The following is a 24,042-nucleotide window of genomic DNA, read 5'->3' as shown; positions in this document are numbered from 1 at the left end:
TCCTTCTCGATTACTCGTGGTGTGCCGTTCAGTTGCCAGTGTCGAAATGCAACAGCACCTTGGGTCGTGATCTTCCGCGTTCGGCGAGCCGATCGAAGGCGGCGGCGGCCTGATCGATCGGATACACCCGATCGACGAGCGCGTCGAGGTCTACCGCGCCGGCGCGCACGAGCGCGATCAGCGCGTCCCAGTGGCCGACGCCGGAGAGCACGCCGTGCACGGTGAGATCCTTGATGACCAGGGCCGATGCGGGGAAGTCCGGTACGGTGCCGTGTGGTGTGCCCAGCTGGGCGACGCGGCCGCCGGATGCGGCGAGGTGAATCGCCGCGCTGCTGGCGGCCTCCGCCCCCGACGCCTCGATCACGGCATCGTAGTGATCCATATCACCGGCCTCCGGCGCCGGTTTGGCGGTAAGCGCAAGGGTTGCGGTCAGTTCGGCGAGTCCGGGATTCGGCTCGAAGACGGTCACCTCGGCCCCCGCGGCGCGTGCGATCTGCGCGGCCGCCGAACCGAGCGTGCCCGCCCCGAACACCGCGACGCGCTCACCGGGCCGGATGCCGAGCCGGGTCACGGCGTGCATCGCGGCCGCGGTCGGCTCCAGCATGGCCGCCGAAATATCGGACAGCTCATCGGGAATCGGGCTCAGCGTGGCCGTCGGAACCGTCAGCAGTTCCGCGGCGGCGCCGGATCGCGGGCCGAGCACCCCGATCTCGCTGCGGTCGGGGCAGTACCTGATGCGCCCGGCCGCACAGTGCCCGCAGCGCCCGCACGAACGGAAGTTGTGTCCGGAAACCCTGCGCCCCAGGAGTTCCCGTGACACCTCGGGTCCGGTGTCCACCACCGTGCCGACCCATTCGTGCCCCGGCACGAACGGATACGATTTGAGCCCGTCGTGCAGGTAGTTGCTGCTGCCGTCGTAGAACCCGAGATCGGTGCCGCACAGTCCGAGATGCGAGATCCGCACGGTCACCTCACCGACGGCGGGCGACGGCGGTTCGAGTTCGGCGAACGTCAGCTCCTTCGGGCCGAGCAGGGTCAGCGCTTTCATCGCACTCCTACGTGTTCGGTTGCGGGCGAGACGGTTTCGACACCGCGGAAGCCGCGGACCACCCGGCCGCCCCAGGCCCGCACCAGCGGCATCTCGATCCAGGTGTAGGCCAGCCAGGACAATGGCAGCGTGATCGCCAGCGCCAGCAGGAAATAGACGGCGATGGCCTGCGGTGAGTCGCTGGGGCCGTGCAGCAGGCGCACGTTCAGGAAGTGCAGCACGCTGAAGTGGATCAGGTAGAACGCGAACGAGATCTCGCCGAGCAGCACCGGAATCCGGGCGCGCAGCACGCTGGGCGCACCGGCCAGATCGCGCTGCGCCGCGGCGGTGATCAGCAGCGCGCACGGCACGATCAGGGCGACGCGCTGGCCGTAGAGCACCGGAATATTCAGTGCGAGAAGGTATCCCACGATCAGCGCCGGGATCGCGAGCCGGAACCGGATGCGCGGGAACTGCTGGAAGCGCACCAGCCTGGCCAGGATCATCCCCACCAGGAAGTCCGGAATCCGGGTGGGCGGGAAGACGTAATCGAACCAATACTGGACTCCGGAGATGGCGGGCTCGTTGGTGAGCCGCTGGCCGCCCATCGGCAGTAGCCCGCTGACCGCCGGTATCGCCAACTCGACGAAAAGGGTTGTCGCCAGCGCGATCCACAGCCCGCGCCGGTGCAGCCTGACCAGCCCGAGCAGCAGCGCCGGGAATACGAGGTAGAAGAATCCCTCCGCCGCCAGCGACCAGCCGGGGGCGTTCACCGCGAAGTTCAGCGGGTAGTCCGGCGCCCACACCTGCAACATCGCCAGGTACAGCACGGTTTTCCGCAACGAGAAGTCGTGCAGGTGCATTACGAGCACCGCCAGCGCGCACGTGATGTAGTACAGCGGCAGGATTTTCACGAACCGGCGCCGCCAGAAGGCTGCGGGCGAATCGGTTTCGCGGGCCGACCAGGCGATGACGAATCCGCTCAGCACGAAGAAGAAGGTGACGCCCGCGCCACCGGCCTGGCTCACCGCGCGGTAGTAGTCGCCCTGTAGGGCGGCATCCCGTAACAGCGGCAGCTCCGGTAGCGCGGAATGGAAGGCGAAGACCGCCAGCGCGGCGGGGAAGCGCAGGCCGGTCAGCGAATCCAGGCGCAGGATAGGGGGTTTCGCGGTGGCCCTCACGAGGCGGCGCTCCCTCCGGATCGGGCGCGGAATGTCGCGCGGGCCCAGGCGAGATCCCTGATGAGTACGGATTCGCTTGCGCGGTAGTCGTTTTCGAGTAGCACGGCGGCGGGCCGGTGATAAGGGAGGAGTTGGTGGGCGATCAATTCGCTCAGCGGTGGTGCGCCCGGCGCGGTCGGCGCCTTTACGTGGATGTCGGGGTGCAGGCGCACCGTCCCGGCGAGTGCGAACACTTCGGGGATGTCATGTCCGGCGTCCACGAGATTGCCGGTATCCACCACGATGGCCAGTTCGCGCGCGCCGGTCAGCCGGTACAGCAGCGCCAGATCGGCTGCGCCGAGCCCGGATTCGGAGGCGACGCCGATGCCGAACCCTCGCGCGTACGTCACGGTCGCCGCGAGGAATTCGGCCGCGATCCGCAGCTTCGCGGCGTCGGTGACGGCGCTCGCCCGGAAACTGGGGATATGCACGGTAGGGATGCCGAGCTCGGCGGCGACCTGAATCGCGCTTTCGACCAGACGGAGGCAGTGCGAGGCGAAACCACCGGAGTCGCCGAACATTCCGACATCGTTGACGTGATTGACCGCGAGCACCGGGACCTCGACACCGGCCATGGCCCGCGCCGTCGCCCGCAGCGTCCGCGGATCGTCCAAGCGCGGGCCGCGATGTGCGCCACCGAAATCGAGGTGAACGCGGACGATGCCGTGCCGCAGGGCGCGCCGGATGGCGATACCCCGGTCGGTGTCGAGCCGCCACTGCGGCAGCGCGAGCGCGGTCATGCGGCCGCACCGATCGTGACGGCCGCCTTGATCACCCGTTCACCGCGAAAAGCGCGCTCGCCCCGCAGGATCGCGGTGAGCAGTTCGGCCGCCGTCGCCAGATCCGTCTCATGTGTGACGAGCGGGCCGTAACCCGCGGGATCGGCGTCGAGTTCGGCGGTCGCCGCCGCGAGGTGCGAATTGGCGACGCCGCGATGGCCGAACACCGTGAGCCGTGCGGCGAACGGACGCGCGAAGCGCTCGGCCCGTGGCGGATTCGGCTCGCCACCGCAGTTGTATGCGCGAATCCGCGCGATGTCCAGTACGCCCGCATTCGTCGCGATGCGGCCCGGCGCCAGACCGCCGTGCACGTCGACGAACAGTTCGGCGCGGATAGCGGCGTCGAGCGCGACGAGCGCGGGCACCGTCGCAGTGCGCGGCGTCGCCAGCAGCCCGGCCACCGGACCCGCCGCCCGGCTCAGCGCGCGCGGCAGAGCCGGATCATCGTGGCGCAGTGCGATATCCGCGCTACCGTGCCGATCGGACCAGCGCAGCCCGCGGTCGGTGTGGTGGATCTGCACGATGGTGGTTTCGGGATGCCTGCGCCGCCAGAAGCGCGCCGCGAGGTGGCCGATGATGCCGTCGCCCCAGATCACCAGCGTCCGTGGCGCCGCACCGACTATCGCGGCGGTGATGTCATAGCTGTACAGCACCGAGGCGAGCGGTTCGATCAGTGCGGGCAGCGCCCCGGACGGATATGCGGGCAGTGTGAGCACCAATCCGCCGGTGACCGCTGCCGCGGGGATGAGCGTCCGCTCGGCCCACAGCCCGTCGACATTGTGGCCGAGCAGGAACGAATCATCATGCGGATGCGTCGGATTCACGATGACGACGGCGCCGGGAGCGGGTCCGTCCGTGCCGGGACCGGTGGCGAGCACCCGCGCGATGCCCTCGTGCCCGAGCACGGGCGCGGGATCGCTGCGCAGGCGGGCCAGGATCTGTAGGTCCGTGCCGCAGATCCCGGCGACCAGCGGTTCGAGCAGCAGTTCGCCGGGGCCGGGCCGGGGAGTCGGTCGTTGCCGCACCGCGATGCCGCCGTCGGCGTCGCGGACCAGCGCCAGATGCGTCATCGGGCCACCGCCAATTCGCCGCGCAGCATCCGGGCCGCGCCGCGCATGCTGTCGATTTCACCTGGGGCGCAGAGCTTTACGTGACGGGCCAGCCAGTCCTCGTCACGCCCGCGGTCGGCATAGGACCGGCGCTCGGCGAGCAGCCGGAACAGTTCGGCGCGATAGAACTCACGCAGGTTCTCCACCACACCGCCGCCGAGCCCGACCAGATCCAATTGCGGTGTGGTGTACCACAATCCGCGCAGGAATTCGGCGATCGGCGCGACCGCGACGCGTAACACCCGCAGCGCCAGCCGATCCCGGGCCGCGAGCCGTTCGGTGAAACCCGCGGTGAAATCCGGGCCGCAGTCGAGCCCGACGGTGGTGGCCACCTGCTGGATTCCGGGTCCGGATGAGATCGCGCCGATATGTCCGCTGGCGCCGCAGCCGCAGCGCGGGGCCGGGTGCAGATCGTCCGAGAGCGGCGCGGTCAAATGGCCGACCTCGCCCTGCAAGCCCCATTCGTCCACCGGGATCGTGCGGTGGGCGAAATCGGCACAGCGGTAGGCGATTCCGCTGCTGACGGTGAGATATCCGATGAGCCGTGCGGTGGGCGGGGCGAAGCGCGCGAAATCGGCGAGGCCCGCGGTGAGGTCGTTCACGAGATACCACCGGACGTCGGGACGGCGCTCGGTGAGCGCGTCGACCAGCCGGAACTGATCTCGGGCCGCACCCCACAGCGGTGCGGAACCGTAGACGATGCCGCGGGTCTCGTCCATCGCCGCACCGCACGACATGGCTACGACCGCATCGGAAGGTGTTCGGGCGCAAAGGAGTTCGATGAGCTCACGGCGCAGCTCGGCCACCGTGCGGTCCGGCCGGCGCAGCAGGCTCGGCGCCGGCAGACGGGTGACGGTGTGGCTCGGGCCGGTCGCATCGGTCAGGCGCAGCCAGGTTCCGCCGAGGTCGATCAGGTAGGTGGCGTTCCGGCCTCGGACGCGCTGCTCAGTAACCATCCGGGACCGCTATCCGCACGGCGTCACCGGTCAGGTCGAGCGCAACATCGGCGAAATCGGCGATCCTGGTCAGCGCGCCGTCGAATTCGGTGATCGCGCCGACCACGACAGTTGTCGCGCCGCTGGCGATTCCGGCTCGCACGCCGGCCACCGAATCCTCGAATACGGCGCACTCGCCGATCTCGACGCCGAGCCTGCGGGCCGCCATGAGGTAGCCCTGCGGATCGGGTTTGCCGGCGGTGATGTCGTCGGCGCTGATGAGGATGTCGGGCAGCGGGACGCCCGCGGCCGTCATCCGGTTCACCGCGAGTGTACGGCTGGCCGAGGTGACCACTGCCCAGAGGTGAGACGGCAAGCGCCGCAACAGCTCCCGCGCGCCCGGCACCTGCCGCAGGCCGGTGGTCTCGGTCTCCTCGTACGCGACGAGGCGAGCCGTCTCCGCCGCGGCCAATTCGCGGTCGTCGAGAAATTCGTGCACGGTGGCACGGGTCGGCCTGCCGTGCGCGAAGGCGATGACCTCCTCGGCCCGCAGGCCGTGTTTCGCCGCGAAATCGGTCCAGGTCTGTTCGACGAACGCACTGGAATCCACCAGCGTGCCATCCATATCGAAAAGCAGCCGGGTCGCCCGCAGTTCGACCATTTGCCGGGGCGTCATCCGGCGACACCCAGCGGGCGCGATTGGGATACCGGCAGGCCGTCGGCGATCGATTGCCAGCGGCCGCCCTTTTCGACGATGAACACGTCACCGGCGAATCCGGCGCCCTTCGCGCGGGCCAGATCGGTTGCGAACGGGGCGAAGTCGGCGGGCTGCATATAGCCGCTGTAGTCGAAATCGGGTGCCCGGCGGGCCCGGATTCCCGGCGATTCCACCATCCCGGCGGGCATGACCTGGACGAACCGAACGAAGTCGGTGTCCTCTTCTTGTGCGACGGAACCGATCAGCGAGGCGGCGGCGGCCTTGGTCGCGGCGTAACCGGAGCGGGCCGGACCCGCGTTGTAGACCACCTCGGACGAGACCGAGAGGAATACGCCGGGTTTCGCCGCGCGCAGCGCCGGAATGGTCGCCTGCAGGGTGAGCCACAGCCCGTGCACATTGATATCGAGCTGGTCGCGCCAATCCTCCTCGCCGCCGTCGAGGAAATTCTCCCGCCGCAGCGTGTAGTAGATCGCCGAATAACACACCAGCTCGACCCGCGGCGGCACCGTTGTCGTCAGCACCTTGCGCGCCTGTGCCGGATCCCGGAAATCGAGCTGCTCCCAGCGCAATTCCGTCGCGCCGTCGCCGACCGGTTCGGATCGGCTGTAAACGGTCACCTCGTGGCCGAGCGCGGCCCACGCGTCGGCGATACCGCGGCCGATTCCGGTGGAACCGCCGACGACCAATGCCTTTGCCATGACTGCTCCTTCGTTTCAGCCCGCGGTGCGCGCGGAATCGTCGAAGTGCGCCGGGAAGCGGACCTCGACGGTGGCCAGATACTCCGATCCGGCGTGCAATTCCTGCGGTGTCAGATCGTTGACGAACAGGTGGTGGCCGATGCCGACCGGCAGCGGCAGCCGCTGTTGACCGTCCCGGTGCCGAACGGTGTCCGCCAGCGCGGCGTCGAGAATGCCGGGCCGGGCCAGCACCTCGTTCCACAGCGGCAGTTCCAGCGCGCGCATCACCCGGAACACCCGGGCCGCGTCGGCCTCGGTGATGTAGCCGCGACGCATGCCGATCGCGGTGGTCAGCGCCATATCGATGGAGACGGCCTCGCCGTGCAGCAGTTCGGGCAGGGCGTGCATCTCGATGGTGGGACTGAAGGTGTGCCCGTAATCGACACAGCGCTCCAGCGTCGCCTCCCAGAGGTTCGGCTGCAATTCCTCCAGCATCAGGTGGATGGATTCGGCGATAATGGTGCGCGCCGCCCGGTCCAATTCCTGGGTGCTGCCCTGGAAATGGTCGGCGAGGATGTCGCGACCCGAGTTCTCCAGCAGTTCGAAGAGTTCGCGGGACTTTATCAGCGCCATTTTGAGTATTTCGCCCAGGCCATTGCTGATATGTCTGCGTTGCAGTGTGCGCAGGAAAGTCCGGTCGAGTAGTGTGACATCGGCGTGCTGATAGGTGCCGAGCCGGTTCTTGCCGAGTTTGTAATTGATGCCGGTTTTCACGCCGACGCCCGCGTCGACCAGGCCGATCAGCGTGGTCGGTATCCGGATATAGGGTGTGCCGCGGCGGAATATGCTGGCCGCGAATCCGACGACATCGGTGAGTACGCCGCCGCCGATGGCGATGACGGGTTCGCGGCGGCGGTCGATGCGGAAATCGTTCATCGCGTCGACGACGGCGGTCACCGAATCCCAGCGCTTGACCGTCTCGTCCGCGGTGACGGGGACGATCTGTGTCTCGATATCGTTGGCGTCGAAGAAGTTCCGGATGCGGTCACCGTGTATGGCCGCGACGTTGGTATCGATGACGACCAGGCGGCGGTCACCGGGTGACAATTGTCGTCCCGGGAGGCCGAACAGCGCGGTGTCATTACCCGGTCCGAACAAATCATCGGCGATTCGCACCTGGTATTCGATTTGCTTGACCGCCTCCACGGTCCAGCTCAGATCGGTGGTTTTGGAACAGACCAAACCATGCTTGGAGCTGACGAGATTTTGCATCATCCAGTACCCATTCGACGATCGCAGACAAATTGGTGAAGCGTATTTCGAATCGGCCCGATACCCCCAACGTCATCGTTGATGTTCGACCGGATCTGACATCACCCGGAACGCTAACGCAACTTTGTGTCAGCCGCATAGGGGCAAACGTATATGTGATCGAGATCTCTTCCATATGGAACGGTTACCAAGGGTTGGGTAATTAAGGGTAGGGTAATTTCCGATAAGTCCGAATCGGGTAATTCGCGCGCATTGTAACCACTGAATTTTCAGCGCACGGCGGTCTGCTGTTTCACCACTGTAAAACTATTTCCCGGAAAACTGCGGAGTTTATGTCCGGTCAGCGGATCGAGGTCGAGCGGTACGGGGCCTGATCGGACGCCCGGTCGGTCGCGGGAGGGTTGCGAATCCGTATCGACTGCATTGGTTTGCCTGTGTGTAGTTCGGATGTGCTTTGCCGGTGGTAAACCAAGAGCATGAGTGAGGCGGTTGGCACCGCGAGCGCGCCGGCGGCGATCGGGCGTTCGGCCGAGTTCTGGGGTTATGTCATGTGGGGGCTGGCCGGGATCGCCATCGCGGTTCCGGAGTTCGCCGCCATCTTCCGGGTCGGGCCGTGGCCGACCATCTCCGCGACCATCGGACATCTGGCCGATCAGCACGATTGGGTGCGGTTGATCGTCGTGTTCGTGATCGTCGTCGCCGCCTATTACGCCGTCGGGCAACTGCGGGGCGATCCCGAGGTGCCGCGGATCGTCGCCGGTAAGCAGCTCACCGCGAACGGCCGTGTCACAACGGATCTCGCGGCGGTCCGCTATGTGAACATGGAGGTCTACCTGCTGCTTGCCGCCGCGTCGTACATCGTCGGCATGGCGTTCGCGATCACCGACCGGCGGATGAATCCGGACTCCTACCTCGGCGCATACGTGCTCTACGGGCTGATCGCGCTGATGTGGGTCATCGTGCCGAGCGTGCTGGCGCTGTTCCGCCGAGAAGTGCCGTTTCCCACGCTGTTTCGCACCATCGGCTATCTGGAGCGGCGCGCGCACCCGGTGGCCGCGGTGCTGCTCGCGCTGCTGGTGATCCTGCTGCTGCACCTCGCCTTCTATCCATGGCCCGGCGTGCTCAACTGAATTATCGTGCGGCCGTGTGCAGTTGGCTCGGCAGCCGCAGCCGCTTGATCGGGCCGAGGAGGATGCTCGCCAGCCTCGTGTACGGCCAGATCGCGATGAGCAGCAACAGAATCAGCCCGCGCGCCTGATAGATCAACGGGGCGTACCGCATGATATCCGGATTCGGATGCAGCGTGAACAGCGAACGGAACCAGACGAAGAGCGTCTCGGCGGTGCGTGTGCCGCCCTCGTCGTACGGATCGAACCGGATCATCGCGTGGGTGATCAGCCCACATGCCAAGGTGGGCAGGGTGATTCGGTCCACCGGGGTGACGGCGGGCCGCGGCGCGGCGGAAATCAGATTCGGCACCAACACCAGCACGATGCCGATGGCCGCGCAGGGGATGGAGACGGCCTGACCGATCAGCAGCGCCGTGTGCAGGTTGCCGCCCGGGTGCGTATGCGGCCCCGAGCTGAGCAGATCGATGACGCGCACCGCGATGCCGACGGTGAAACCGACCCGAAAGGCCAACGCCCCCACCCGATATGGCAGATCTTGGTCCTGCTCGACAGCGTCGCGGCCGAACCGGTCGCGCCGGTAACGCCACACATGCCCCACTAGGAAGGATGCGAACGCGCTGTACGGCAGCAAGAGCCACAGCATTGTTGACACGTGTCGAGTTTCCGCGCACCGCGGCCGGTAGGCAAGGGGGCGAAGGACTCTTGTGTCTCGGCCGGTCCACTAACTCGGCGAGTTCTCGACCACGAGTTCCGCATTCACCACGGGTTGATCGAATCCAGCTGCTCCGGTGCGGGCCGCAGGATCCACATATCGCCGCGCGGTTGCTCGGAAAGTCCGGGAAGCGCGGCCTGTGCCGCGGTGTCGCCCGCGTCAGCGGCCGCGTGGATGACCTCGTTGGCCGCGAACGGTTTGAATTCGAGGTCGTCGTATGGCCATTTCCCGGTGCCGGTCGCGGCCGGGATCGTATAGTCCACCGAGCCGAAGATGCTGCCGCCGTTGGGATTACGGTAGTCCCACAGATCGACGCCGACATGCCTGCCGATCATCGCCAGCCGGGTGAGGGCCAGCAGATTGAAGGTCGAGTAGTGCCAGCTGCGGGTGCGGGTGAGCTCCCTCGGCTGGGTGCCGTCGGCCGCCAGCTGTCCGTCGATACGCGAATTGCGCGCCGCGGCAACGATATCGGCCGCCAACTGTGGCATGCCCCCGGCGAGCGCGAGCCCGGCGGCCTGCATGTCGAAGAAGGATCCGTGGTTGTTGTCCGCGGCCGCCTCGGCTCTGCCGTTCGGGCTGGTGCGCAGCCAATCCAGGAATTGCCGGTACCAGAGCGTCATGCCGATTCGGTCGAGCGGATTCCAGCCGGGCGCGCCGGCGTCGAGAATCGCGGTGGCGTCCATGAGATCGGTGAACTGCTGGGAAAAGTCGATAATGCCGATGCCCTGCCCATCGAACATGCACGGCACGCCCTGTGCGAAATTCAGATTGGGATTCATCCTGGTGGCCGGGTCCAGGAACCAGGTGCGCAGATCGAGTATCGCGCGGTCCGCGTACGCGATGTTGCCGGTGTAATACCAGGCCAGGGTGAGGCTGTAGACGGCGTCGAACATCTTGCCGTGCGCGGGTTTGTCAGGAATCGCGTCGACATCGGGATTGCGCTGGCCGTCCCGGTTTTCATAGGGGCAGCCGTTCGGATTGTCGGCGGTCTTGTCGGCGGTGGGCCAGTAATACGGCGCGAGGCTCACGTAATCGTGCTTGTCGCCGCTCGGTGGCAGATAATCCTTGGCTACCACTGTCCACGGACCTTGATTCACGTATTTGTCGGCCATGGCGGTGAGGTTGGCGAGCGCGGTGAGCGCCGCCGGGTCGCCGGCCTGGACCGCGGTGCGGGCGGCCGCCAGCCGCTGGCCGTCGAGCACGACGGTATTCGGCACCGGCAGATCGGGCAGCGCGGCGGCATTCGGCGGAAATACGGTGGTGCCGAGTAATGCGAGCACACCCATTGCCAACGCGCGAACCGGCCTCGCGGTACTGCTGTTCATGGCGGGCACGCTACGCTGGGCGGCCACCCGGCACGGCCCGTTCGAATTGCGTCCGCGGCATCGGCCGATGCTATTTGCACATGGTGCGAGGCTAAGTTGCGGATAGTTTGCTACAAATTGACCTCGTGACCGATTTGCTCCGAGCCGGAGCGCAGTTCGCGGGATACGTCATTCGCATGCCGCTGGGGGAGGGCGGCAGCAGCGAGGTGTATCTCGCCGACGATCCGGTGCGCGGGCGACCGGTGGCGCTGAAAATCCTGAACCGGGACGCCACCGTTTCCGCGGCGGCGCGCAGCCGCTTCCGCAACGAATACGCGGTGGCGGCGCTGCTGCGGCATCCGAATGTCATCACCGTATTCGACCACGGCCAACTCGACGGCCGCCCCTGGCTCACCTGCGAGTACGTACCGGGCGGAACCGCCGTCGCGCTGGTGCCGGATCGGCATGCCGAGATGGATCCGGTCCGCGTGCTGCCGCTGTTGACGGGCATCGCCGCCGGACTGGACTACGTGCACGGGCGCGAGGTGGTGCACCTGGACGTCAAACCCGCGAATATGCTTGTCGGCGCGCATAATTCGGGTGTGCTCACCGATTTCGGGATCGCTCGCCGATCGGCGGACCGGCGGCACGACGGACGGGTGATGTTCGGGTCGATACCGTACGCGGCCCCCGAGGTGCTGCGCGGCGGCCCGCCGGGGCCTGCGGCGGATCAGTACTCGCTGGCCTGCGCGATCGTCGAATTCCTCACCGGCCATCCGCCGTTCCCGCTGCCGGATCGCCTCGCGGTGATGGAGGCGCAGCTGCGGCGCACGCCGCCGGACGTTTCGGGGCGGCGGCCGTGGATTCCGCACGCGGTGGATTCGATTCTGGCCAAATGCCTGGCGAAGGAGCCCGGGGCCAGATACAACTCGTGCAGCGAGCCGGTCCGGCTGATTGCCCGCGTGCTGCGCGATATCGAGCCGCCCGCGCCGCGATCCCGCTGGCGCCGTTGAACTTCTACGATCCGGCGACCAGCCCGTTCACGTGCGCGTAGACCACGGCCTGCACCCGATCTCGCAGCCCGAGCTTCGACAGTATCCGGGAGACATGGGTTTTGACGGTCTCCTCGCTCACCCGCAGCGACAGCGCGATCTCCGCATTGGCTTTGCCGTCGGCGAGCAGCAGCAGCACCTCGCGTTCGCGTGCGGTGAGCCGTTGCAGTTCAACGGGTTCCCGGCGCGGCGCCAGGCTGCCCGCGAACCGGTCGATCAGCCGTTTGGTCACCGAGGGGTCGATCAGCGCGTCACCCCGCGCGACGACCCGAATGGCCGCGACGAGTTCCGCGGTCGGCATGCTTTTCAACAGGAATCCGCTGGCGCCGGCCCGCAGCGCGCGGTAGACGTAGTCGTCGAGATCGTAGGTGGTGAGCACCACGACCTTGGCGAACGCGCCGGGCACCGCCAGGATCGCCTCCGCGGCGCCGAGCCCGTCGAGTTTCGGCATGCGGACGTCGAGCAGCACGATATCCGGCTGTAGCCGAAGGGTTTCCGCGACCGCGGTGCGCCCGTCCCCGGCCTCGCCGACGCAGCACAGATCGGGCTGGGTCTGCAGCGCGAGCCGCAGCCCGGACCGGAAGGTCGCGTGATCGTCGGCCAGCAGCACTCGCACCGTCACGACAGCACCTTGCCCGCAACCGGTTTCGCGAGCGGAAAGGTGACCGCCGTGCGCCAGCGGCGGCGCGCCGGATCCGGCCCGTGGTCGACGCTGCCGTCGAAAAGTACCGCGCGCCGCCGGATTCCGGCCAGCCCGCGATGGGTGACCGGATCGGCGGCCGGGGCCGGATCCGGCGGCAGCGGGTTCTCGCTGGATACGGTCAGCCCGGTGGCGTCGCGCTCGATGCGCAGGTGCACCGAACCGTCGCCGTGCCGAAGGGCATTGGTCAGCATCTCCTGGGTGATGCGGTAGAGGGCGATGTCCAGGGATCCGGGCAGCGGCGCGAAATGCGCACCGGTGATATCCATTCGGACCCGCAGCCCGGCGGCGCGCACCCCGTCGATGAGCTCGTCCAGATTGGCGAGGCCGGGCTGGCGCATACCGTCGCCGTCGTTGCCGTGCAGCAGGTCCAGCATGCGGCGCAGGTCGTCCATGGCGGCGTGACTGGAACTTTCGACCTCGTCGAGCGCCTTGGCCAGCACCAGCGTGCCGTTTCGCGTTGCGGCCGAAGAGTTTCGCGCGCCGGACTCGCCTTGCGCCGCGGCCAGGCCGAGCCGTGCGGCGCCCGCGTGCACCCCGATCGCGCTGACGTGGTGGGAGATCATATCGTGCAGGTCGAGCGCGATGGCGCGGCGCTCGTCGAGCACGGCCTCCGCGATGGCCTGCTGCGCGTCGCGACGGTCGTTGTCGGCCTTGCGATCCAGCTCCGCGAGGTAGGCGCGGCGCGCGGTGGTGTAGCGGCCGACCAGCCACGGCAGTATCGAGCTCTTGACGCCGACGATGGACAAATGGGCGAGATCGAAATCGCCGCTGTGCATTCGGGTCAGGATCGCGCCCGCCAACAGCGTTGCCATCGCGGCGATTCCGGGCACGCCGCGCAGCCAGGCGCCCACGCGGTAGCCCGCGATCATCACCCCCGCGTCGTTGCCGCCGTAGCGAGCGGGGGTGTCGTACAACAGAATTCCCGCGGTCAGCATTACCGCGGCGTGCGCCACCGCGATCCGTCCCGACCACCGCGCGGGCGCGGCGAGCGCGAGATCTGCGACGATGACCGCGATGCAGACCAACCAGTACGCCACCGAACCCGATGCCGAGGGAAACCGCAGCAGCAGCGGCGCCAGATCCGCGAAAAGCGCGCCGAGCGCCACCAATTGCGATTGGCGCGCCAGCGACCTGACGACGTCACCGCCCGGACCCCACATATCAATCCACCGTCTTCCGTCTCGGCCGCATCGTGGCAGATCGCGGCGATCCGATCATCACTCTGGCGGGGGATTCGCGATCACCTCCTGCGGTGATGCCCGAGGAGAATGCCACTCCTAGCGTTGTGCACGATGATGAACACGATGTGCGCCCGATTGCGGGATATCGGCGCGATCCTGCTGTGCGCGGGCCTGATCGCGCTCGGCGGCGCGGGCCCGGCGGTCGCGGACAGCCCGTCGTCGGGTGGTGACGTCCAGGTCGCGCAGACCTTCGACGGGCGCGAGCTCACCGTGATCCTGCGCCGGATCACCTCGGTGCCCGGACCGTTGCGGGTGGATGTGGTGAGCCACGACGGCGACCGAGCCGGGCGGCTGACGATCAGCGCGCTGTTCACCGGCGGCGCACCGGGTTCGGCGCCGAGGGGAACGGTGGATCTGCCCGGCACGCCGGGCATGTACGGCACCACGCTGCCGGTGGATCGGGCAGGCCCATGGGAACTGGCGATCGATGACGGTACGCGGGTGGCGCGCATCCCGTTCGTCGCGAGCCCGCAGGTGACCTCGCCGCCGGAGCGCTACGTCTACGGCGGATTCGCCGCCGCCGGAATCTGTCTCGTCGCGACGGTGGTGGTCGCCACCCGGTCGCGGCGCGGCGGATGGGCGCTGCTCCCGGGGGCCGGGCTGGTCGCAGGCATCGCGGTGGCGGTGACCGCGGCGGTGCTCTCGGTGATATTCCCGCTGCCGCCGCAGCCCGGCGTGCAACTGGATCCGACGGTCGGCAATGTCACCGACCCGTATGCGAGGTCGCAGCCGCCGATCGTGAACTTCTCCAGGCCGCCGGTGAATCTGACCGTCGCGCAACGAACTTCGCCGGACGGCGCGGAGCTGACGATCGAATTGTCCGACGCCGCAACCGGTTATCCGGTGGACGATCTGATCGTGCACGACAGCGCGCTGATGCACCTGTTGCTGATCTCGCCGTCGGGCCGCCTTTCGCACGTACATCCGATCCGGATCGCCCCCGGTGTGTTCGAGGTGGGGCTGCCCGCGCCGGAACCGGGCCACTACGCGGTGGCCGCTGAACTGTCCCGGCGCGGCGGCGGCGTACAGCAGGTCCGCGCCGCGGTCGGACTGGACGTCGCCGGGAGCGCCACCGTCCCGGTGACGAATCCCGCGGGCGCGGGGCGGCGTTCGCTCGGCGACGCGCCGGTCGATATCGCGGTGACCGACGCGGTGGCGGGCGCGCCGGTCACCATCACCGCGACCTTCGGCGACCGCGCCGAGCTGCAGCCGTGGCTCGGCATGACCGGGCACATGATCGTCGCGGGCCCGCTCGACATCGCCGAACCCGCGGGCGTGGCAGCCGAACGCGCGCAATTGCTGGCACACGTCCATTCGATGAACGGCAGTTCCGGTTCGATGATCTACAACATCGCACCGGTGAACGGCGACAGCCCACCCGATGAGACCGTCGCGAATCTCGGTCCGGCCGTGCCGTTCACCTACCGGTTCCCGCTGCCGGGCCGGTACCGGGTGTGGATCCAGGCCGAGCGCGGCTACCGGGTGCTGACGGTGCCGGTGACCGTCGATATTCACGCGTCATCCGAAAATGGGGGTGCACCATGACAATTCGTCAGCCGCCGGTGCGACGCCGGTCCGCCGTTCTCGTCGTCGTGGCCGCGCTGATCCTCGCCGTCGCCGCGCTGGTCTGGTCGCTGTGGCCGTCGAGCGGCGGGCCGGCGGTGCTCACCTCGGCGAGCGCACAGCACACCGTCGTGCTTACCGCGGCCGACTTGCGGGTCGGCACAACCGCATTCGACCTCGAGATCAGCGATGCGCACGGCGCACCCGCAACCCTCGAGCAGGTGCGGGTGGAGCCGGTGATGGCGATGATGGGTCACGCCATCGGCGCGGTCACCGCGAAACCGGTGGGCCCGGGGCGCTTCCGGGCCGACGGTATCGAGCTGACGATGGCCGGTCAGTGGCAGATCACCGTCACCCTCGTCGACCGGTCCGGCACCGACCGGGTGATCGTGCCGGTCACGGTCGGCAACTGAAATACCTTGTGAGAAAGGACTATTCATGGACATAGCGGCCCATCCGGGCGGGGTTGCCCGGCCGCGGTCCGCCGTCGGGGCGCTGCGGATAGACGCCGAACGCGCCGGCGCGCTGACGGTGCTGCTCGGCACCGTGGTCACGCTGGTCGGCCTGAGCTGGGATGTGCAGTGGCACACCGATGTCGGCCCCGACACCTTCTTCACGCTGCCGCACCTGTTCCTGTACTCCGGGAGTGGGATCGCCGGATTCGCCAGCCTGGCGATGGTGCTGCGGGCCACCGCGGCCCAGCGCGCCGGCCGCGACATCGCCGAATTCCGCGGCGGCGTCCCGGTCCGGGTATTCGGCGGAATGTTCACCGCGCCACTGGGTTACCTGGTGGCGGGTGCGGGGGCCGCGTCGTTCCTGCTGTACGGCCTGCTCGATCTCGCCTGGCATTCCATCTACGGTTTCGACGCCGTGCTGAATTCGCCGCCGCATATCGCGCTGTTCCTGTCCATGTCGATCACCATGGCGGGCAGCCTGATCATCTTCGCGGCCGTGCGTGAGCAGCTGTGGGGGCGAACGGGTTTCGTGCTCGCGGTGCCGATCCTGATGACGTTCACCCCGATCACCGTGCTGGCGTTCGCGGCATTGCCGTTGCCGGTCGATCCGCGGACGCTGGGCACCATCTTCTTCGTCGTGCTGTTGCTGATCCTGTCCGCGGGTGTGCTGCGGTTGCCGTACGGCGCGGTGCTCGTCGCGGTGGCGCTGGGTGCGATGCAGGGGGTGCTGTGGTGGTTTTCCCCGTGGGCGGCAAGGGTTTACGCGGACTGGGTCGGTCTGCCGCTGCGTGACGGCCTCGGCGCGCATCCACCGTCGATTCCGAGCGCTATCCCGCTATGCCTGATCATCGCCGCGGTGGCGGTGGACGCGATCCGCTGGCAGGCGCTGCGGCGCGGCTGGCCCACCCGCTGGTTGCCCGCCTTGATGGGCGGAGTGAGCGGTCTGGTGATCGGCGTGACGTTCCCGTTGCAGCGTGTGCTCCTCGTGCATCTGGCAACGCCGTCGATCTCGCGCCTGGTGACCGTTGGCGTGTGGGGTATCGCGATCGGCGCGCTCGCCGGATTCCTCGGCCAGCGCCTCGCGCTGCTGCTGCGCTACGACGAACTGGCCGCGCTGTCCAGGGAGGGTCGCTGATATGCGCGTATTACGCACTCTCGCAGCTGTTTTCGGTGTCACACTGCTGACGTTGCTGCTCCCCGCGACGCCCGCGTCCGCGGTCACCCCGGTGACCGTCGTGCACACCGAGCACGTCAAGGCCGGGCCGTACGAGGTCACCCTCGGCTTCTCGGTATGGCCGCTGCGCGCGATGAAATCGCTGGACTTCACCTTCACCCCGGATGGCGGAATCGCCGGGAAATCCGGGAAACTCGTGCTGGACGGTCCCGGCTTCAAGGGCGGGCGCGAGGTCGAGCCGCTGGTCCGCCATCCCCGCGAGCGCGACGATTGGGGGCTGGACGTTCGCGCGTTCGACGCGCCGGGCACCTACCGCATCGGATTCGAGATCGACGGGCCCGCCGGGCACGGCGCGGGCGCGCTCGAGAATCTGACGGTCCTGGATCAGCCCGGTCCGCCGATCGCCGCCAGCTGGGCGGTATGCGCGCTGCCGGTGCTCGGGCTGATCGCCCTGTTCGCCATCGCGTGGCGTCGGGTGCGGCCGGGCCGGCTGGCCGCGGCGGCGCCGCTGTAGCTCGCCGGAAAATATCGATGGCGGTGGTGGACGGGCGGGCAGTTGTGCCATGGTGTCCCAATGTTCGGTACGCGATTGACGACGATGAGATGGCGTTCCGAATCGGGGCGGTTGGTTACGGTGATGGCCGTCGGATTCGGATTGACGGTGGTGATCACCCGGCTGTATTTGATGGCATCCGGGTATCCGAAGATCGGCGGCAGCACCTATCACATCGCGCACGCGCTGTTCGGCGGGTTGCTGCTGGTGATCGCCTGCCTGGTATTCCTGTTGTTCACGGGCCGCGCGGCACTGAATACCGCGGCGGTGCTGTCCGGTGTCGGGCTCGGCCTGTTCATCGACGAGGTCGGCAAATTCATCACCGCGGACAACGATTATTTCTTCCCGCTCGCCGCGCCCATTATTTATCTGGCCTTCCTGCTCATCGTGCTGGTCGCCCGGTACGCGGCCAGGAAACGGGTGCAGGCGCCGTCGGTGATACTCGGCGAGGTCACCGAGCAGGTGGGCGCGGAGGTCGGCTCCAGGATCGGCCCGCAGCGCCGGGCGAACCTGCTGGATCGGCTGAATCGGTTGGACCGCAGCGGCTTCGGGCCCGACATGATCGAATTGTGTGACGCGCTCACCGATTACCTCAACACCACCCACGAGGACAACCGTTCCGCGCTGAGCACCAGGATCGCCCACGCCGCGGTGCGGATCGAGGCGGCGCTGCTGCCGCTGCCGTTCCTGCGGGTCGCGCTGATCACGGTGATGCTCGGCCATTCCGTGTGGACGCTGGTGCGGTTGGTGGCCGCGGTGGTGGTGATCTCCGGCTGGCATTCGCCGTGGCGGCAACTCGATCACATGCTCGACCCATCGCAGCACCACGGCTGGAAAGCCCTTGTCGGTCTGTCGATCGCCGCGGTGGCCGAGTTGATAGTCGCGATCGGGTACGCGGCCGGTGCGGTGACGTGGCTGCGCGGCCGCGCGGAAATCGGTGTGCGCGTGGGAATCTGGTCCACCGTTCTCTCGCTGACCGTGGTGAACGTGCTGGCCAGCTACTTCAGCCAATTCCTCACGGTATTCACCGCGATCGCCGAGGCGGTGCTGCTCTGGCTGCTGATCCGGTATCGCACCAGGGCCGGGCTGACCCGGCCGACCGGTACTGGACAGATCATGGACCAACCGGCTGCCACGTCGTCCGGAAGCTGAAACACGAAGTAGTGGAACGCCGTTCGACGTACCCTTGGAGGGGCGCCCGAACGTGGTCGCCAGGTAGTGAGCAAAGACCAGCAGTCGACAGGCACGGCAGTGACTGGAGTTCAGCGATGCCGGACAATGGAATTCGAAGAACTGCGCTCTCCACCCGAACCGATCCCGGCTTGTCCGGGCCCGCCGCGACGGCGGAATCCCTCAAACACCTACACCGGCTACCCCGGCCACGGAATACCGAACTCGCCCAATTGGATCCGTTCGCGGGCATGGCGGCCGGAATCGCCGCGGCGCGGATACTGGACGCGGACGAGCGGAATTGGCTCACCGGCCATCTGGCCGAGCTGTCCGGCCGGTGGGACAGTATGCCGCTCGGCAGGCCGTGGTGCGTCATCCGCGGTTCGGCACCGCTCGACGAGCTGATCGTCATCGATGGTGCGATGGTCATTCCGCTCGCGCTGGAGCGGGCGGTGATCGGGCCGCCGGAGTGGGATCTGGTGCGGATATCGATGGAGCTGTGGTCGTTCGGCTGGCGGACCGCACCGGAATACGCCGAATTCTGCCAGGCGTACGGCCAGGACGTCACCCGGTGGCCGGGCTGCTATCTGTTGCGCGACATCCAGGAATTCCGGATGGTCGTCGAGGGCACGGTGGCCGCGGCGGCCGATCCGGGATTGCGCGGGCAGAGCGCACACCGGCTGGCCTGTATCCGCGGTGATGTCGGTCCCCGGCCGTGGCCGGGGTGGGTTTCGATCGATCAGTAGGGGCGGGCCCGGCTCGCCCATTGCGGATTGAGTTCGGCGGCACGGCTTTTCGGAAACGATACGGTGGCCGTGCCGCCATCGGATGTGTAGCGCTGGTCCGGGTTCGCGGCGAGCCGGTCCAGCCAGTAGCCCGAATCGAATGCGACTCGGCTTCTGCCGGAACGTATTCGGGGCAGCGCGGCGGGGTCGAGCCTGCCGTACGGCGACGGTGCCGGTTCGGCGCCGACGAGGAGGACGGCGTCGAACCGGTAGTCGCGCCCGTCCCAACTACCGGCGGTGGCCAGCGCGCGATCGGCCGGGTAGACACCGAGCGGCAGCGCCATGGTTCGCACCGCGACGCCGGGGACGGCGGCCTCGATCGCGCGCAGATTCTGGACGAGTTCGCGCTGCACGCCCGCGCGGTCCAGCCTGCCGAGGTTCGCGTGGGTCGCGGTGTGCGCGCCGATCTCGTAGCCGTGCGCGGCCAGCCACGGCAGTGCGCGCGGATCGCCGCCGAACGGGTCGTTGTTCACGTAAAACGTTGCGGTGGGCCGGAAATCCGGATACCGCGCGCCGAATTCCTGGAGGATGCCGACCGCGCAGTCCGGTGTCGGCGCGCCGCCGTCTCCGAGGGTGAGCTGGCTGCGCGTCGAGTCGTCGAAGGTGAGCACCACCGGATGCGTACCCGCGGGCAGGTCGAGATGCCCTGAGCGGTAATCGGATACGGTGACCGGTCGGTAGCCCTCGCGATGCAGTCGTTCCAGTTCGGCGCGGAATTTGTCCGGGGTCTGGTCGTATTCGCCGAGTGGGTCCGCCACCACCTGGTGGTACATCAAGATCGGCACGACGCCGAGCTCGTCGGCGTCGATCGGCGCCGGAGCGGGCGCGGCCTGCGGCGCTGCGCTGCTCGTTTCGGCCGGTGGCCGCGACGCGGGCGCGCCGCAGCCCGCGATCAGGAAAACCATGATCGCCGAGCAGATTCGGCTGCCGAGCGCGAACGGACGCGTCATCGATCCAACAATAGCCGCGCGTCGCGATTTCGTTTGCGCGATAGTAATGGCATCGACGAACGAAAGTTGGTGCGCGCGTTGCTCGAACGGATCCGGCGGACAGGGCGGCACTCCAGGACGGTTGGCCGGCGCGGGCGGCCCGGCGGCGGCAGACACCGTTTGACGCTGGCCACGCTGACCGCGGTGTTGTCGCTCCTGGTCGTCTCGGTGGCCGTCGGTGCGGTCAGGGCCGAGCCGGAGCGGCTGCCGGTGGCCGGTGTGCCGAACGGGCCGGTCGGTGCGAAAGCGTTGCCGGGCTTGGATATTCAGGTTGACGCGCGTGGCAACGATCCGCATGCCGTTCGCCTGACGCTCGACGGCGAACCGGTGAGCGGCCGGGTGGACGGGTCGGTCGTCCATTTCCAGCCCGGTTATCTGCCCGACGGCAAACACACTCTCGCCGCGACCATCCCGCCGCGCGGCTCGCTCAGCTTCCTGCGCACCGGTCCCGGCGTCACCACGACGTTTACCGTGCAGAGCAAACCGCCCCGTCTGGACCAACTCCAGCCGGTCACCGCGCTGTCCTACCGGCATCCGGTCACGGTGCGCGGCAAGGCGATCGGCGCGGAGCGGGTGAGCGTCGGCGATCAGGTCGCCCGGGTGAGCGAGGACGGTTCCTTCGAGCTGACGCTGCCGCGGGCGCCGGTCGGCGCCCGGCTGGTGGCCGTCGACGCCGCGGGAAATGAAGCGGCACAGGATATTACGGCGACCGTCACGGTGCCGCCGATCAAGGCGGTGCATGTGACCGCGTATGGCTGGGCCGACGACGGGCTGCGCGAAGGGGTGCTGCGGCTGGCGCGGGCGGGCCGCATCAACGCCGTACAGCTCGATATCAAGGACGAGGACGGTGTGGTCGGCTACGACTCGCAGGTGCCGCTGGCCCGGGAATCCGGTGCGGTCGCGAGCATCTACGACGCGCGCGCGGCGGTCAAGCAACTGCACGACCTCGGCCTGCAGGTGGTCGGCCGGATCGTCGCCTTCCGCGATCCCACCGTGGCCGGATGGGCTTGGCGCTCAGGGCATCCCGACTGGGTAATCCAGAATCCGGCGGGGCAGCCGTACGCCAGCCATTACGGCCCGATCGCGTTCACGAATTTCGCTCGACCCGAAATCCGCAGGTACAACACGGATCTCGCGGTCGAGGCGGCACGGATCGGCTTCGACGGGATCATGTACGACTACATTCGGCGCCCGGACGGGAACCTGTCGCAGATGCGTTTTCCCGGCGCGACACAGGAGCCGTCGATATCCATCGCGGATTTCCTGCGGGACAGCCGCGACCCGATTCGCGATGCGGGTGCCTATTTGAGCGCCGCCGTCTTCGGTATCGCCGCCACCCGGCCCGACGAGATCGCGCAGGATATTCCGGCGATGGCGAAGAGCCTCGACTATGTGTCGCCGATGCTGTATCCCTCGCACTGGAACGCGGGCGAATACGGCGTGGCGAATCCCAATGCCCAGCCCTACGACATCGTGTACCGCGCACTGGCCGATTTCACCGGGAAACTCGCCGGCACCGGCGCGAAACTGGTGCCGTGGCTGCAGGATTTCAGCCTCGGCGTCGATTACGGACCGGCTCAGGTGCAGGCGCAAATCGCTGCCTGCGCGGCGGCGAATGTCGACAGTTATTTTCTCTGGAGTCCAACGGTCACATACCATCTGGATTGAATTCGCCGAATTCCGCCGACGCGCTGAAACGGCACGGCCGAATGTGGTACTCGTACAGCGTGGATGGGACGCCGTTCGGGCGGTACCGGTTGCTCGAGCTGCTCGGCGCGGGCGGTATGGGGCAGGTCTACCGGGCATACGACACCGAGACCAGCCGCACCGTCGCGCTGAAGGTGTTGCCGCGTGAATTCGCGCACGACGAGATATATCGCGAGCGGTTCCGCCGTGAGGCGCGGGCGACGGCGCGGCTCACCGAGCCGCATATCGTGCCCATTCACGCGTACGGCGAAATCGACGGACGGCTGTTCCTGGATATGCGACTGGTCGAGGGCGCCGATCTCGGGACGCTGCTCGCGGCCGAGGGACGGCTCCCCGCCGCGGTGGCCGTCGAACGGCTCGGCCAGATCGCCGGTGCGCTCGACGCGGCGCATGCGGCCGGACTGGTGCACCGGGATGTCAAGCCGTCCAACATCCTTGTCACCGCGGCCGGGTTCGCGTACCTGATCGATTTCGGTATCGCGGTGGCGGCAGGGGACAGTGCGCTGACCACCGTCGGGTCGGCGATCGGCACCTTCGCCTATATGGCTCCGGAGCGGCTGACCGGCGGCGTCTGCGATGCCCGCTCGGATGTGTATTCGCTGAGTTGTGTTCTGTACCAATGCCTTACCGGTGTGCAGCCGTATCCCGGCGGCAGCGTCGAACAGCAGATCGCCGCGCACCTCTCCGCACCGCCGCCGCGGCCGACGGCGGTGGATGCCGGGCTGGTGGCATTCGACGCGGTGATCGCGCGCGGGATGGCCAAGGATTCGGCCGCGCGATACGACTCGGCGGGTGAGTTGCTGGTCGCGGCCGGTGCGGCACTGGAAGGAGCTGCGGGGCCGAAGTTTTCGCGAACCGGACCGACCAGGGTGAACCCGGCGGGTGCGTGTGCCGCGCCGGAACCGGATGCGGCGCGGCCGAAATATAAGTCGGCCGGGCAACGGCCGCAGGGGGATCGGCCGAAACCTGGTTCGTCCGAACAGCGGCGGGAGGCAGCACGGTCCGAACACCGATCTCCGGCGGATCCGCCGAAACCTGCTGCGAGTGACGGAGAATCGGTGGCCGCCCAGCCGGGATCGCGGGACCGCATGAGTACGACCGTGATCGTCATCGTGCTGATCGCCCTCGTCACCGGCTGGGTGCTGTACGACCACTACTCGAATCGCGCGCACACCTCGAATCCCGTTCCGAGCGTTACCGATTCGCCGACCACCGAATCGCCGCCGTCCGGCGTGCCGACCGCGCCCCGGCTGGGCTCGCCCGGTTGATCCCGGCGGAGTTCAGGCGGGGATCTCGAACCGCGCCGAGAGCCGGTCCGCCAATGCCGTCAGCATCGGTGAGCATCCCGCGTGCATGGTGAGCGCGGCCAGCTCATCGCCCCTGGTCCGGCCGCGATTCACGATGACAACCGGATGTCCCAGTTTGGCGGCGTGCCGGACGAATCGCAGCCCGGAGAGTACGGTCAGCGACGATCCGGCGACCAGTAGCGCATCCGCCGACTCGACGACCGCGTATGCGTCGGCGACTCGATCCTTCGGCACATTCTCGCCGAAATACACGATGTCCGATTTGAGCATGCCGCCGCAGCGCGCGCAATCGACCATCACGAAGCCCGTGGTGTCCGCGACCACCGCGTCGGCGTCCGGCGCCACCTCTAGGCCCTGTGTCGAAGTCCCATCCGGCGCCTCCACGGTCCAGCTCGCCGCCTGGCCGCGTTGTCGTCGTCGCCGATACAAACCCGGTATCGGCTCCTCCTCCGCCTTGCCA

The 24,042-nt window shown here is 67.9% G+C and carries 24 protein-coding genes; 10 read left to right on the top strand and 14 right to left on the bottom strand.

What is annotated here, in order from left to right:
• Window positions 1–28: 28 nt before the first annotated feature.
• Genes LGY53_RS25050 through LGY53_RS25015 form a run of 8 tightly spaced genes read right to left on the bottom strand, consistent with a single transcriptional unit; the run spans window position 29 to window position 7,740 of the window.
• On the bottom strand, window positions 29–1,048 hold the full coding sequence (locus tag LGY53_RS25050; protein WP_225729159.1) for a zinc-binding dehydrogenase: 1,020 nt from the start codon (window positions 1,046–1,048) through the stop codon (window positions 29–31).
• Window positions 1,045–2,208: an acyltransferase gene (locus tag LGY53_RS25045; protein WP_225729158.1), complete on the bottom strand. Its 1,164-nt coding sequence runs from the start codon at window positions 2,206–2,208 to the stop codon at window positions 1,045–1,047. The genes LGY53_RS25050 and LGY53_RS25045 overlap by 4 nt, the downstream gene beginning before the upstream one ends.
• Complete coding sequence (locus tag LGY53_RS25040; protein WP_225729157.1) at window positions 2,205–2,987, bottom strand: sugar phosphate isomerase/epimerase; 783 nt, start codon at window positions 2,985–2,987, stop codon at window positions 2,205–2,207. The genes LGY53_RS25045 and LGY53_RS25040 overlap by 4 nt, the downstream gene beginning before the upstream one ends.
• Window positions 2,984–4,096, bottom strand: a complete 1,113-nt coding sequence (locus LGY53_RS25035; protein ID WP_225729156.1) for an alcohol dehydrogenase catalytic domain-containing protein — start codon at window positions 4,094–4,096, stop codon at window positions 2,984–2,986. Before LGY53_RS25035 ends, LGY53_RS25040 begins: the two co-directional genes overlap by 4 nt.
• A complete protein-coding gene (locus LGY53_RS25030) occupies window positions 4,093–5,091 on the bottom strand; it encodes an ROK family protein (protein ID WP_225729155.1) in 999 nt (332 codons plus the stop codon). The genes LGY53_RS25035 and LGY53_RS25030 overlap by 4 nt, the downstream gene beginning before the upstream one ends.
• Entirely contained in the window at window positions 5,081–5,746 is a 666-nt protein-coding gene (locus LGY53_RS25025; protein ID WP_225729154.1) for an HAD-IA family hydrolase, read from the bottom strand. Before LGY53_RS25025 ends, LGY53_RS25030 begins: the two co-directional genes overlap by 11 nt.
• Window positions 5,743–6,486, bottom strand: a complete 744-nt coding sequence (locus LGY53_RS25020) for an SDR family oxidoreductase (RefSeq protein ID WP_225729153.1) — start codon at window positions 6,484–6,486, stop codon at window positions 5,743–5,745. The genes LGY53_RS25025 and LGY53_RS25020 overlap by 4 nt, the downstream gene beginning before the upstream one ends.
• 15 nt (window positions 6,487–6,501) lie before the next feature.
• A complete protein-coding gene (locus LGY53_RS25015) occupies window positions 6,502–7,740 on the bottom strand; it encodes a sedoheptulose 7-phosphate cyclase (protein ID WP_308102993.1) in 1,239 nt (412 codons plus the stop codon).
• A gap of 473 nt (window positions 7,741–8,213) precedes the next feature.
• Between LGY53_RS25015 and LGY53_RS25010 the strand changes: the two genes are divergently transcribed.
• Window positions 8,214–8,867, top strand: a complete 654-nt coding sequence (locus LGY53_RS25010) for a hypothetical protein (RefSeq protein ID WP_225729152.1) — start codon at window positions 8,214–8,216, stop codon at window positions 8,865–8,867.
• A gap of 1 nt (window position 8,868) precedes the next feature.
• On the opposite strand, the gene LGY53_RS25005 is transcribed toward LGY53_RS25010, so the two are convergent.
• Both LGY53_RS25005 and LGY53_RS25000 read right to left on the bottom strand, forming a co-directional pair.
• On the bottom strand, window positions 8,869–9,510 hold the full coding sequence (locus tag LGY53_RS25005; RefSeq protein ID WP_225729376.1) for a respiratory nitrate reductase subunit gamma: 642 nt from the start codon (window positions 9,508–9,510) through the stop codon (window positions 8,869–8,871).
• Window positions 9,511–9,623: 113 nt separating this feature from the next.
• On the bottom strand, window positions 9,624–10,904 hold the full coding sequence (locus LGY53_RS25000) for an alginate lyase family protein (RefSeq protein WP_225729151.1): 1,281 nt from the start codon (window positions 10,902–10,904) through the stop codon (window positions 9,624–9,626).
• Window positions 10,905–11,029: 125 nt separating this feature from the next.
• Between LGY53_RS25000 and LGY53_RS24995 the strand changes: the two genes are divergently transcribed.
• Window positions 11,030–11,896 carry a serine/threonine-protein kinase gene (locus LGY53_RS24995; RefSeq protein WP_225729150.1) on the top strand — a complete coding sequence of 289 codons (867 nt, stop codon included), beginning with the start codon at window positions 11,030–11,032 and terminating at the stop codon, window positions 11,894–11,896.
• Window positions 11,897–11,900: 4 nt separating this feature from the next.
• Here LGY53_RS24995 and LGY53_RS24990 read toward each other — a convergent pair whose 3' ends face one another.
• Both LGY53_RS24990 and LGY53_RS24985 read right to left on the bottom strand, forming a co-directional pair.
• A complete protein-coding gene (locus tag LGY53_RS24990) occupies window positions 11,901–12,557 on the bottom strand; it encodes a response regulator transcription factor (protein WP_225729149.1) in 657 nt (218 codons plus the stop codon).
• The gene (locus tag LGY53_RS24985; RefSeq protein ID WP_225729148.1) at window positions 12,554–13,798 is read right to left on the bottom strand and encodes a sensor histidine kinase; all 1,245 of its coding nucleotides are present in this window, start codon (window positions 13,796–13,798) and stop codon (window positions 12,554–12,556) included. Before LGY53_RS24985 ends, LGY53_RS24990 begins: the two co-directional genes overlap by 4 nt.
• A gap of 132 nt (window positions 13,799–13,930) precedes the next feature.
• Here LGY53_RS24985 and LGY53_RS24980 point away from each other — a divergent pair, with 132 nt between their 5' ends.
• The 6 genes from LGY53_RS24980 to LGY53_RS24955 all read left to right on the top strand — a co-directional run bounded on the left by LGY53_RS24980 (window position 13,931) and on the right by LGY53_RS24955 (window position 19,540).
• Window positions 13,931–15,424 (top strand): hypothetical protein, encoded by a 1,494-nt coding sequence (locus LGY53_RS24980; protein WP_225729147.1) that lies wholly within the window; start codon window positions 13,931–13,933, stop codon window positions 15,422–15,424.
• Window positions 15,421–15,855, top strand: coding sequence for a FixH family protein (locus LGY53_RS24975; RefSeq protein WP_225729146.1), 435 nt, complete (start codon window positions 15,421–15,423; stop codon window positions 15,853–15,855). The genes LGY53_RS24980 and LGY53_RS24975 overlap by 4 nt, the downstream gene beginning before the upstream one ends.
• 25 nt (window positions 15,856–15,880) lie before the next feature.
• Window positions 15,881–17,032, top strand: a complete 1,152-nt coding sequence (locus LGY53_RS24970) for a hypothetical protein (protein ID WP_225729145.1) — start codon at window positions 15,881–15,883, stop codon at window positions 17,030–17,032.
• A gap of 1 nt (window position 17,033) precedes the next feature.
• Window positions 17,034–17,585, top strand: a complete 552-nt coding sequence (locus LGY53_RS24965; protein ID WP_225729144.1) for a hypothetical protein — start codon at window positions 17,034–17,036, stop codon at window positions 17,583–17,585.
• A gap of 123 nt (window positions 17,586–17,708) precedes the next feature.
• Window positions 17,709–18,776 (top strand): hypothetical protein, encoded by a 1,068-nt coding sequence (locus LGY53_RS24960; protein ID WP_225729143.1) that lies wholly within the window; start codon window positions 17,709–17,711, stop codon window positions 18,774–18,776.
• A 116-nt stretch (window positions 18,777–18,892) separates the two neighbouring features.
• Window positions 18,893–19,540, top strand: a complete 648-nt coding sequence (locus LGY53_RS24955) for a hypothetical protein (RefSeq protein ID WP_225729142.1) — start codon at window positions 18,893–18,895, stop codon at window positions 19,538–19,540.
• Here the strand turns inward: LGY53_RS24955 and LGY53_RS24950 are convergent.
• Window positions 19,534–20,529 carry a polysaccharide deacetylase family protein gene (locus tag LGY53_RS24950; protein WP_225729141.1) on the bottom strand — a complete coding sequence of 332 codons (996 nt, stop codon included), beginning with the start codon at window positions 20,527–20,529 and terminating at the stop codon, window positions 19,534–19,536. The two genes, LGY53_RS24955 and LGY53_RS24950, sit on opposite strands and share 7 nt — an antisense overlap.
• 183 nt (window positions 20,530–20,712) lie before the next feature.
• Here LGY53_RS24950 and LGY53_RS24945 point away from each other — a divergent pair, with 183 nt between their 5' ends.
• Complete coding sequence (locus tag LGY53_RS24945) at window positions 20,713–22,236, top strand: putative glycoside hydrolase (RefSeq protein WP_225729140.1); 1,524 nt, start codon at window positions 20,713–20,715, stop codon at window positions 22,234–22,236.
• Entirely contained in the window at window positions 22,233–23,543 is a 1,311-nt protein-coding gene (locus tag LGY53_RS44210) for a protein kinase (RefSeq protein ID WP_308102992.1), read from the top strand. Before LGY53_RS24945 ends, LGY53_RS44210 begins: the two co-directional genes overlap by 4 nt.
• A 12-nt stretch (window positions 23,544–23,555) precedes the next feature.
• On the opposite strand, the gene LGY53_RS24935 is transcribed toward LGY53_RS44210, so the two are convergent.
• On the bottom strand, window positions 23,556–24,042 hold a 487-nt coding region (locus LGY53_RS24935; RefSeq protein ID WP_305082755.1), incomplete at its 5' end, for a Sir2 family NAD-dependent protein deacetylase.

The sequence above is a fragment of the Nocardia sp. JCM 34519.1 genome (assembly GCF_020361265.1).
Taxonomy (GTDB): domain Bacteria; phylum Actinomycetota; class Actinomycetes; order Mycobacteriales; family Mycobacteriaceae; genus Nocardia; species Nocardia arthritidis_A.
The sequence above is the reverse complement of the archived record's forward strand: the minus strand, read 5'-3'. Positions and strand labels throughout refer to the sequence as shown.

Bases quoted from the DNA above. Each gene is read 5' to 3' on its own strand.
- LGY53_RS24975 (WP_225729146.1), top strand. From the start codon at position 15,421: ATGACAATTCGTCAGCCGCCGGTGCGACGCCGGTCCGCCGTTCTCGTC.
- LGY53_RS25040 (WP_225729157.1), bottom strand. From the start codon at position 2,987: ATGACCGCGCTCGCGCTGCCGCAGTGGCGGCTCGACACCGACCGGGGT.
- LGY53_RS25050 (WP_225729159.1), bottom strand. From the start codon at position 1,048: ATGAAAGCGCTGACCCTGCTCGGCCCGAAGGAGCTGACGTTCGCCGAA.
- LGY53_RS25030 (WP_225729155.1), bottom strand. From the start codon at position 5,091: ATGGTTACTGAGCAGCGCGTCCGAGGCCGGAACGCCACCTACCTGATC.
- LGY53_RS25035 (WP_225729156.1), bottom strand. From the start codon at position 4,096: ATGACGCATCTGGCGCTGGTCCGCGACGCCGACGGCGGCATCGCGGTG.
- LGY53_RS24985 (WP_225729148.1), bottom strand. From the start codon at position 13,798: ATGTGGGGTCCGGGCGGTGACGTCGTCAGGTCGCTGGCGCGCCAATCG.
- LGY53_RS24955 (WP_225729142.1), top strand. From the start codon at position 18,893: ATGCCGGACAATGGAATTCGAAGAACTGCGCTCTCCACCCGAACCGAT.
- LGY53_RS24960 (WP_225729143.1), top strand. From the start codon at position 17,709: ATGGCCGTCGGATTCGGATTGACGGTGGTGATCACCCGGCTGTATTTG.
- LGY53_RS25000 (WP_225729151.1), bottom strand. From the start codon at position 10,904: ATGAACAGCAGTACCGCGAGGCCGGTTCGCGCGTTGGCAATGGGTGTG.
- LGY53_RS24965 (WP_225729144.1), top strand. From the start codon at position 17,034: ATGCGCGTATTACGCACTCTCGCAGCTGTTTTCGGTGTCACACTGCTG.
- LGY53_RS25025 (WP_225729154.1), bottom strand. From the start codon at position 5,746: ATGACGCCCCGGCAAATGGTCGAACTGCGGGCGACCCGGCTGCTTTTC.
- LGY53_RS24950 (WP_225729141.1), bottom strand. From the start codon at position 20,529: ATGACGCGTCCGTTCGCGCTCGGCAGCCGAATCTGCTCGGCGATCATG.
- LGY53_RS24980 (WP_225729147.1), top strand. From the start codon at position 13,931: ATGATGAACACGATGTGCGCCCGATTGCGGGATATCGGCGCGATCCTG.
- LGY53_RS25010 (WP_225729152.1), top strand. From the start codon at position 8,214: ATGAGTGAGGCGGTTGGCACCGCGAGCGCGCCGGCGGCGATCGGGCGT.
- LGY53_RS25015 (WP_308102993.1), bottom strand. From the start codon at position 7,740: ATGATGCAAAATCTCGTCAGCTCCAAGCATGGTTTGGTCTGTTCCAAA.
- LGY53_RS25020 (WP_225729153.1), bottom strand. From the start codon at position 6,486: ATGGCAAAGGCATTGGTCGTCGGCGGTTCCACCGGAATCGGCCGCGGT.
- LGY53_RS24970 (WP_225729145.1), top strand. From the start codon at position 15,881: ATGGACATAGCGGCCCATCCGGGCGGGGTTGCCCGGCCGCGGTCCGCC.
- LGY53_RS25005 (WP_225729376.1), bottom strand. From the start codon at position 9,510: ATGCTGTGGCTCTTGCTGCCGTACAGCGCGTTCGCATCCTTCCTAGTG.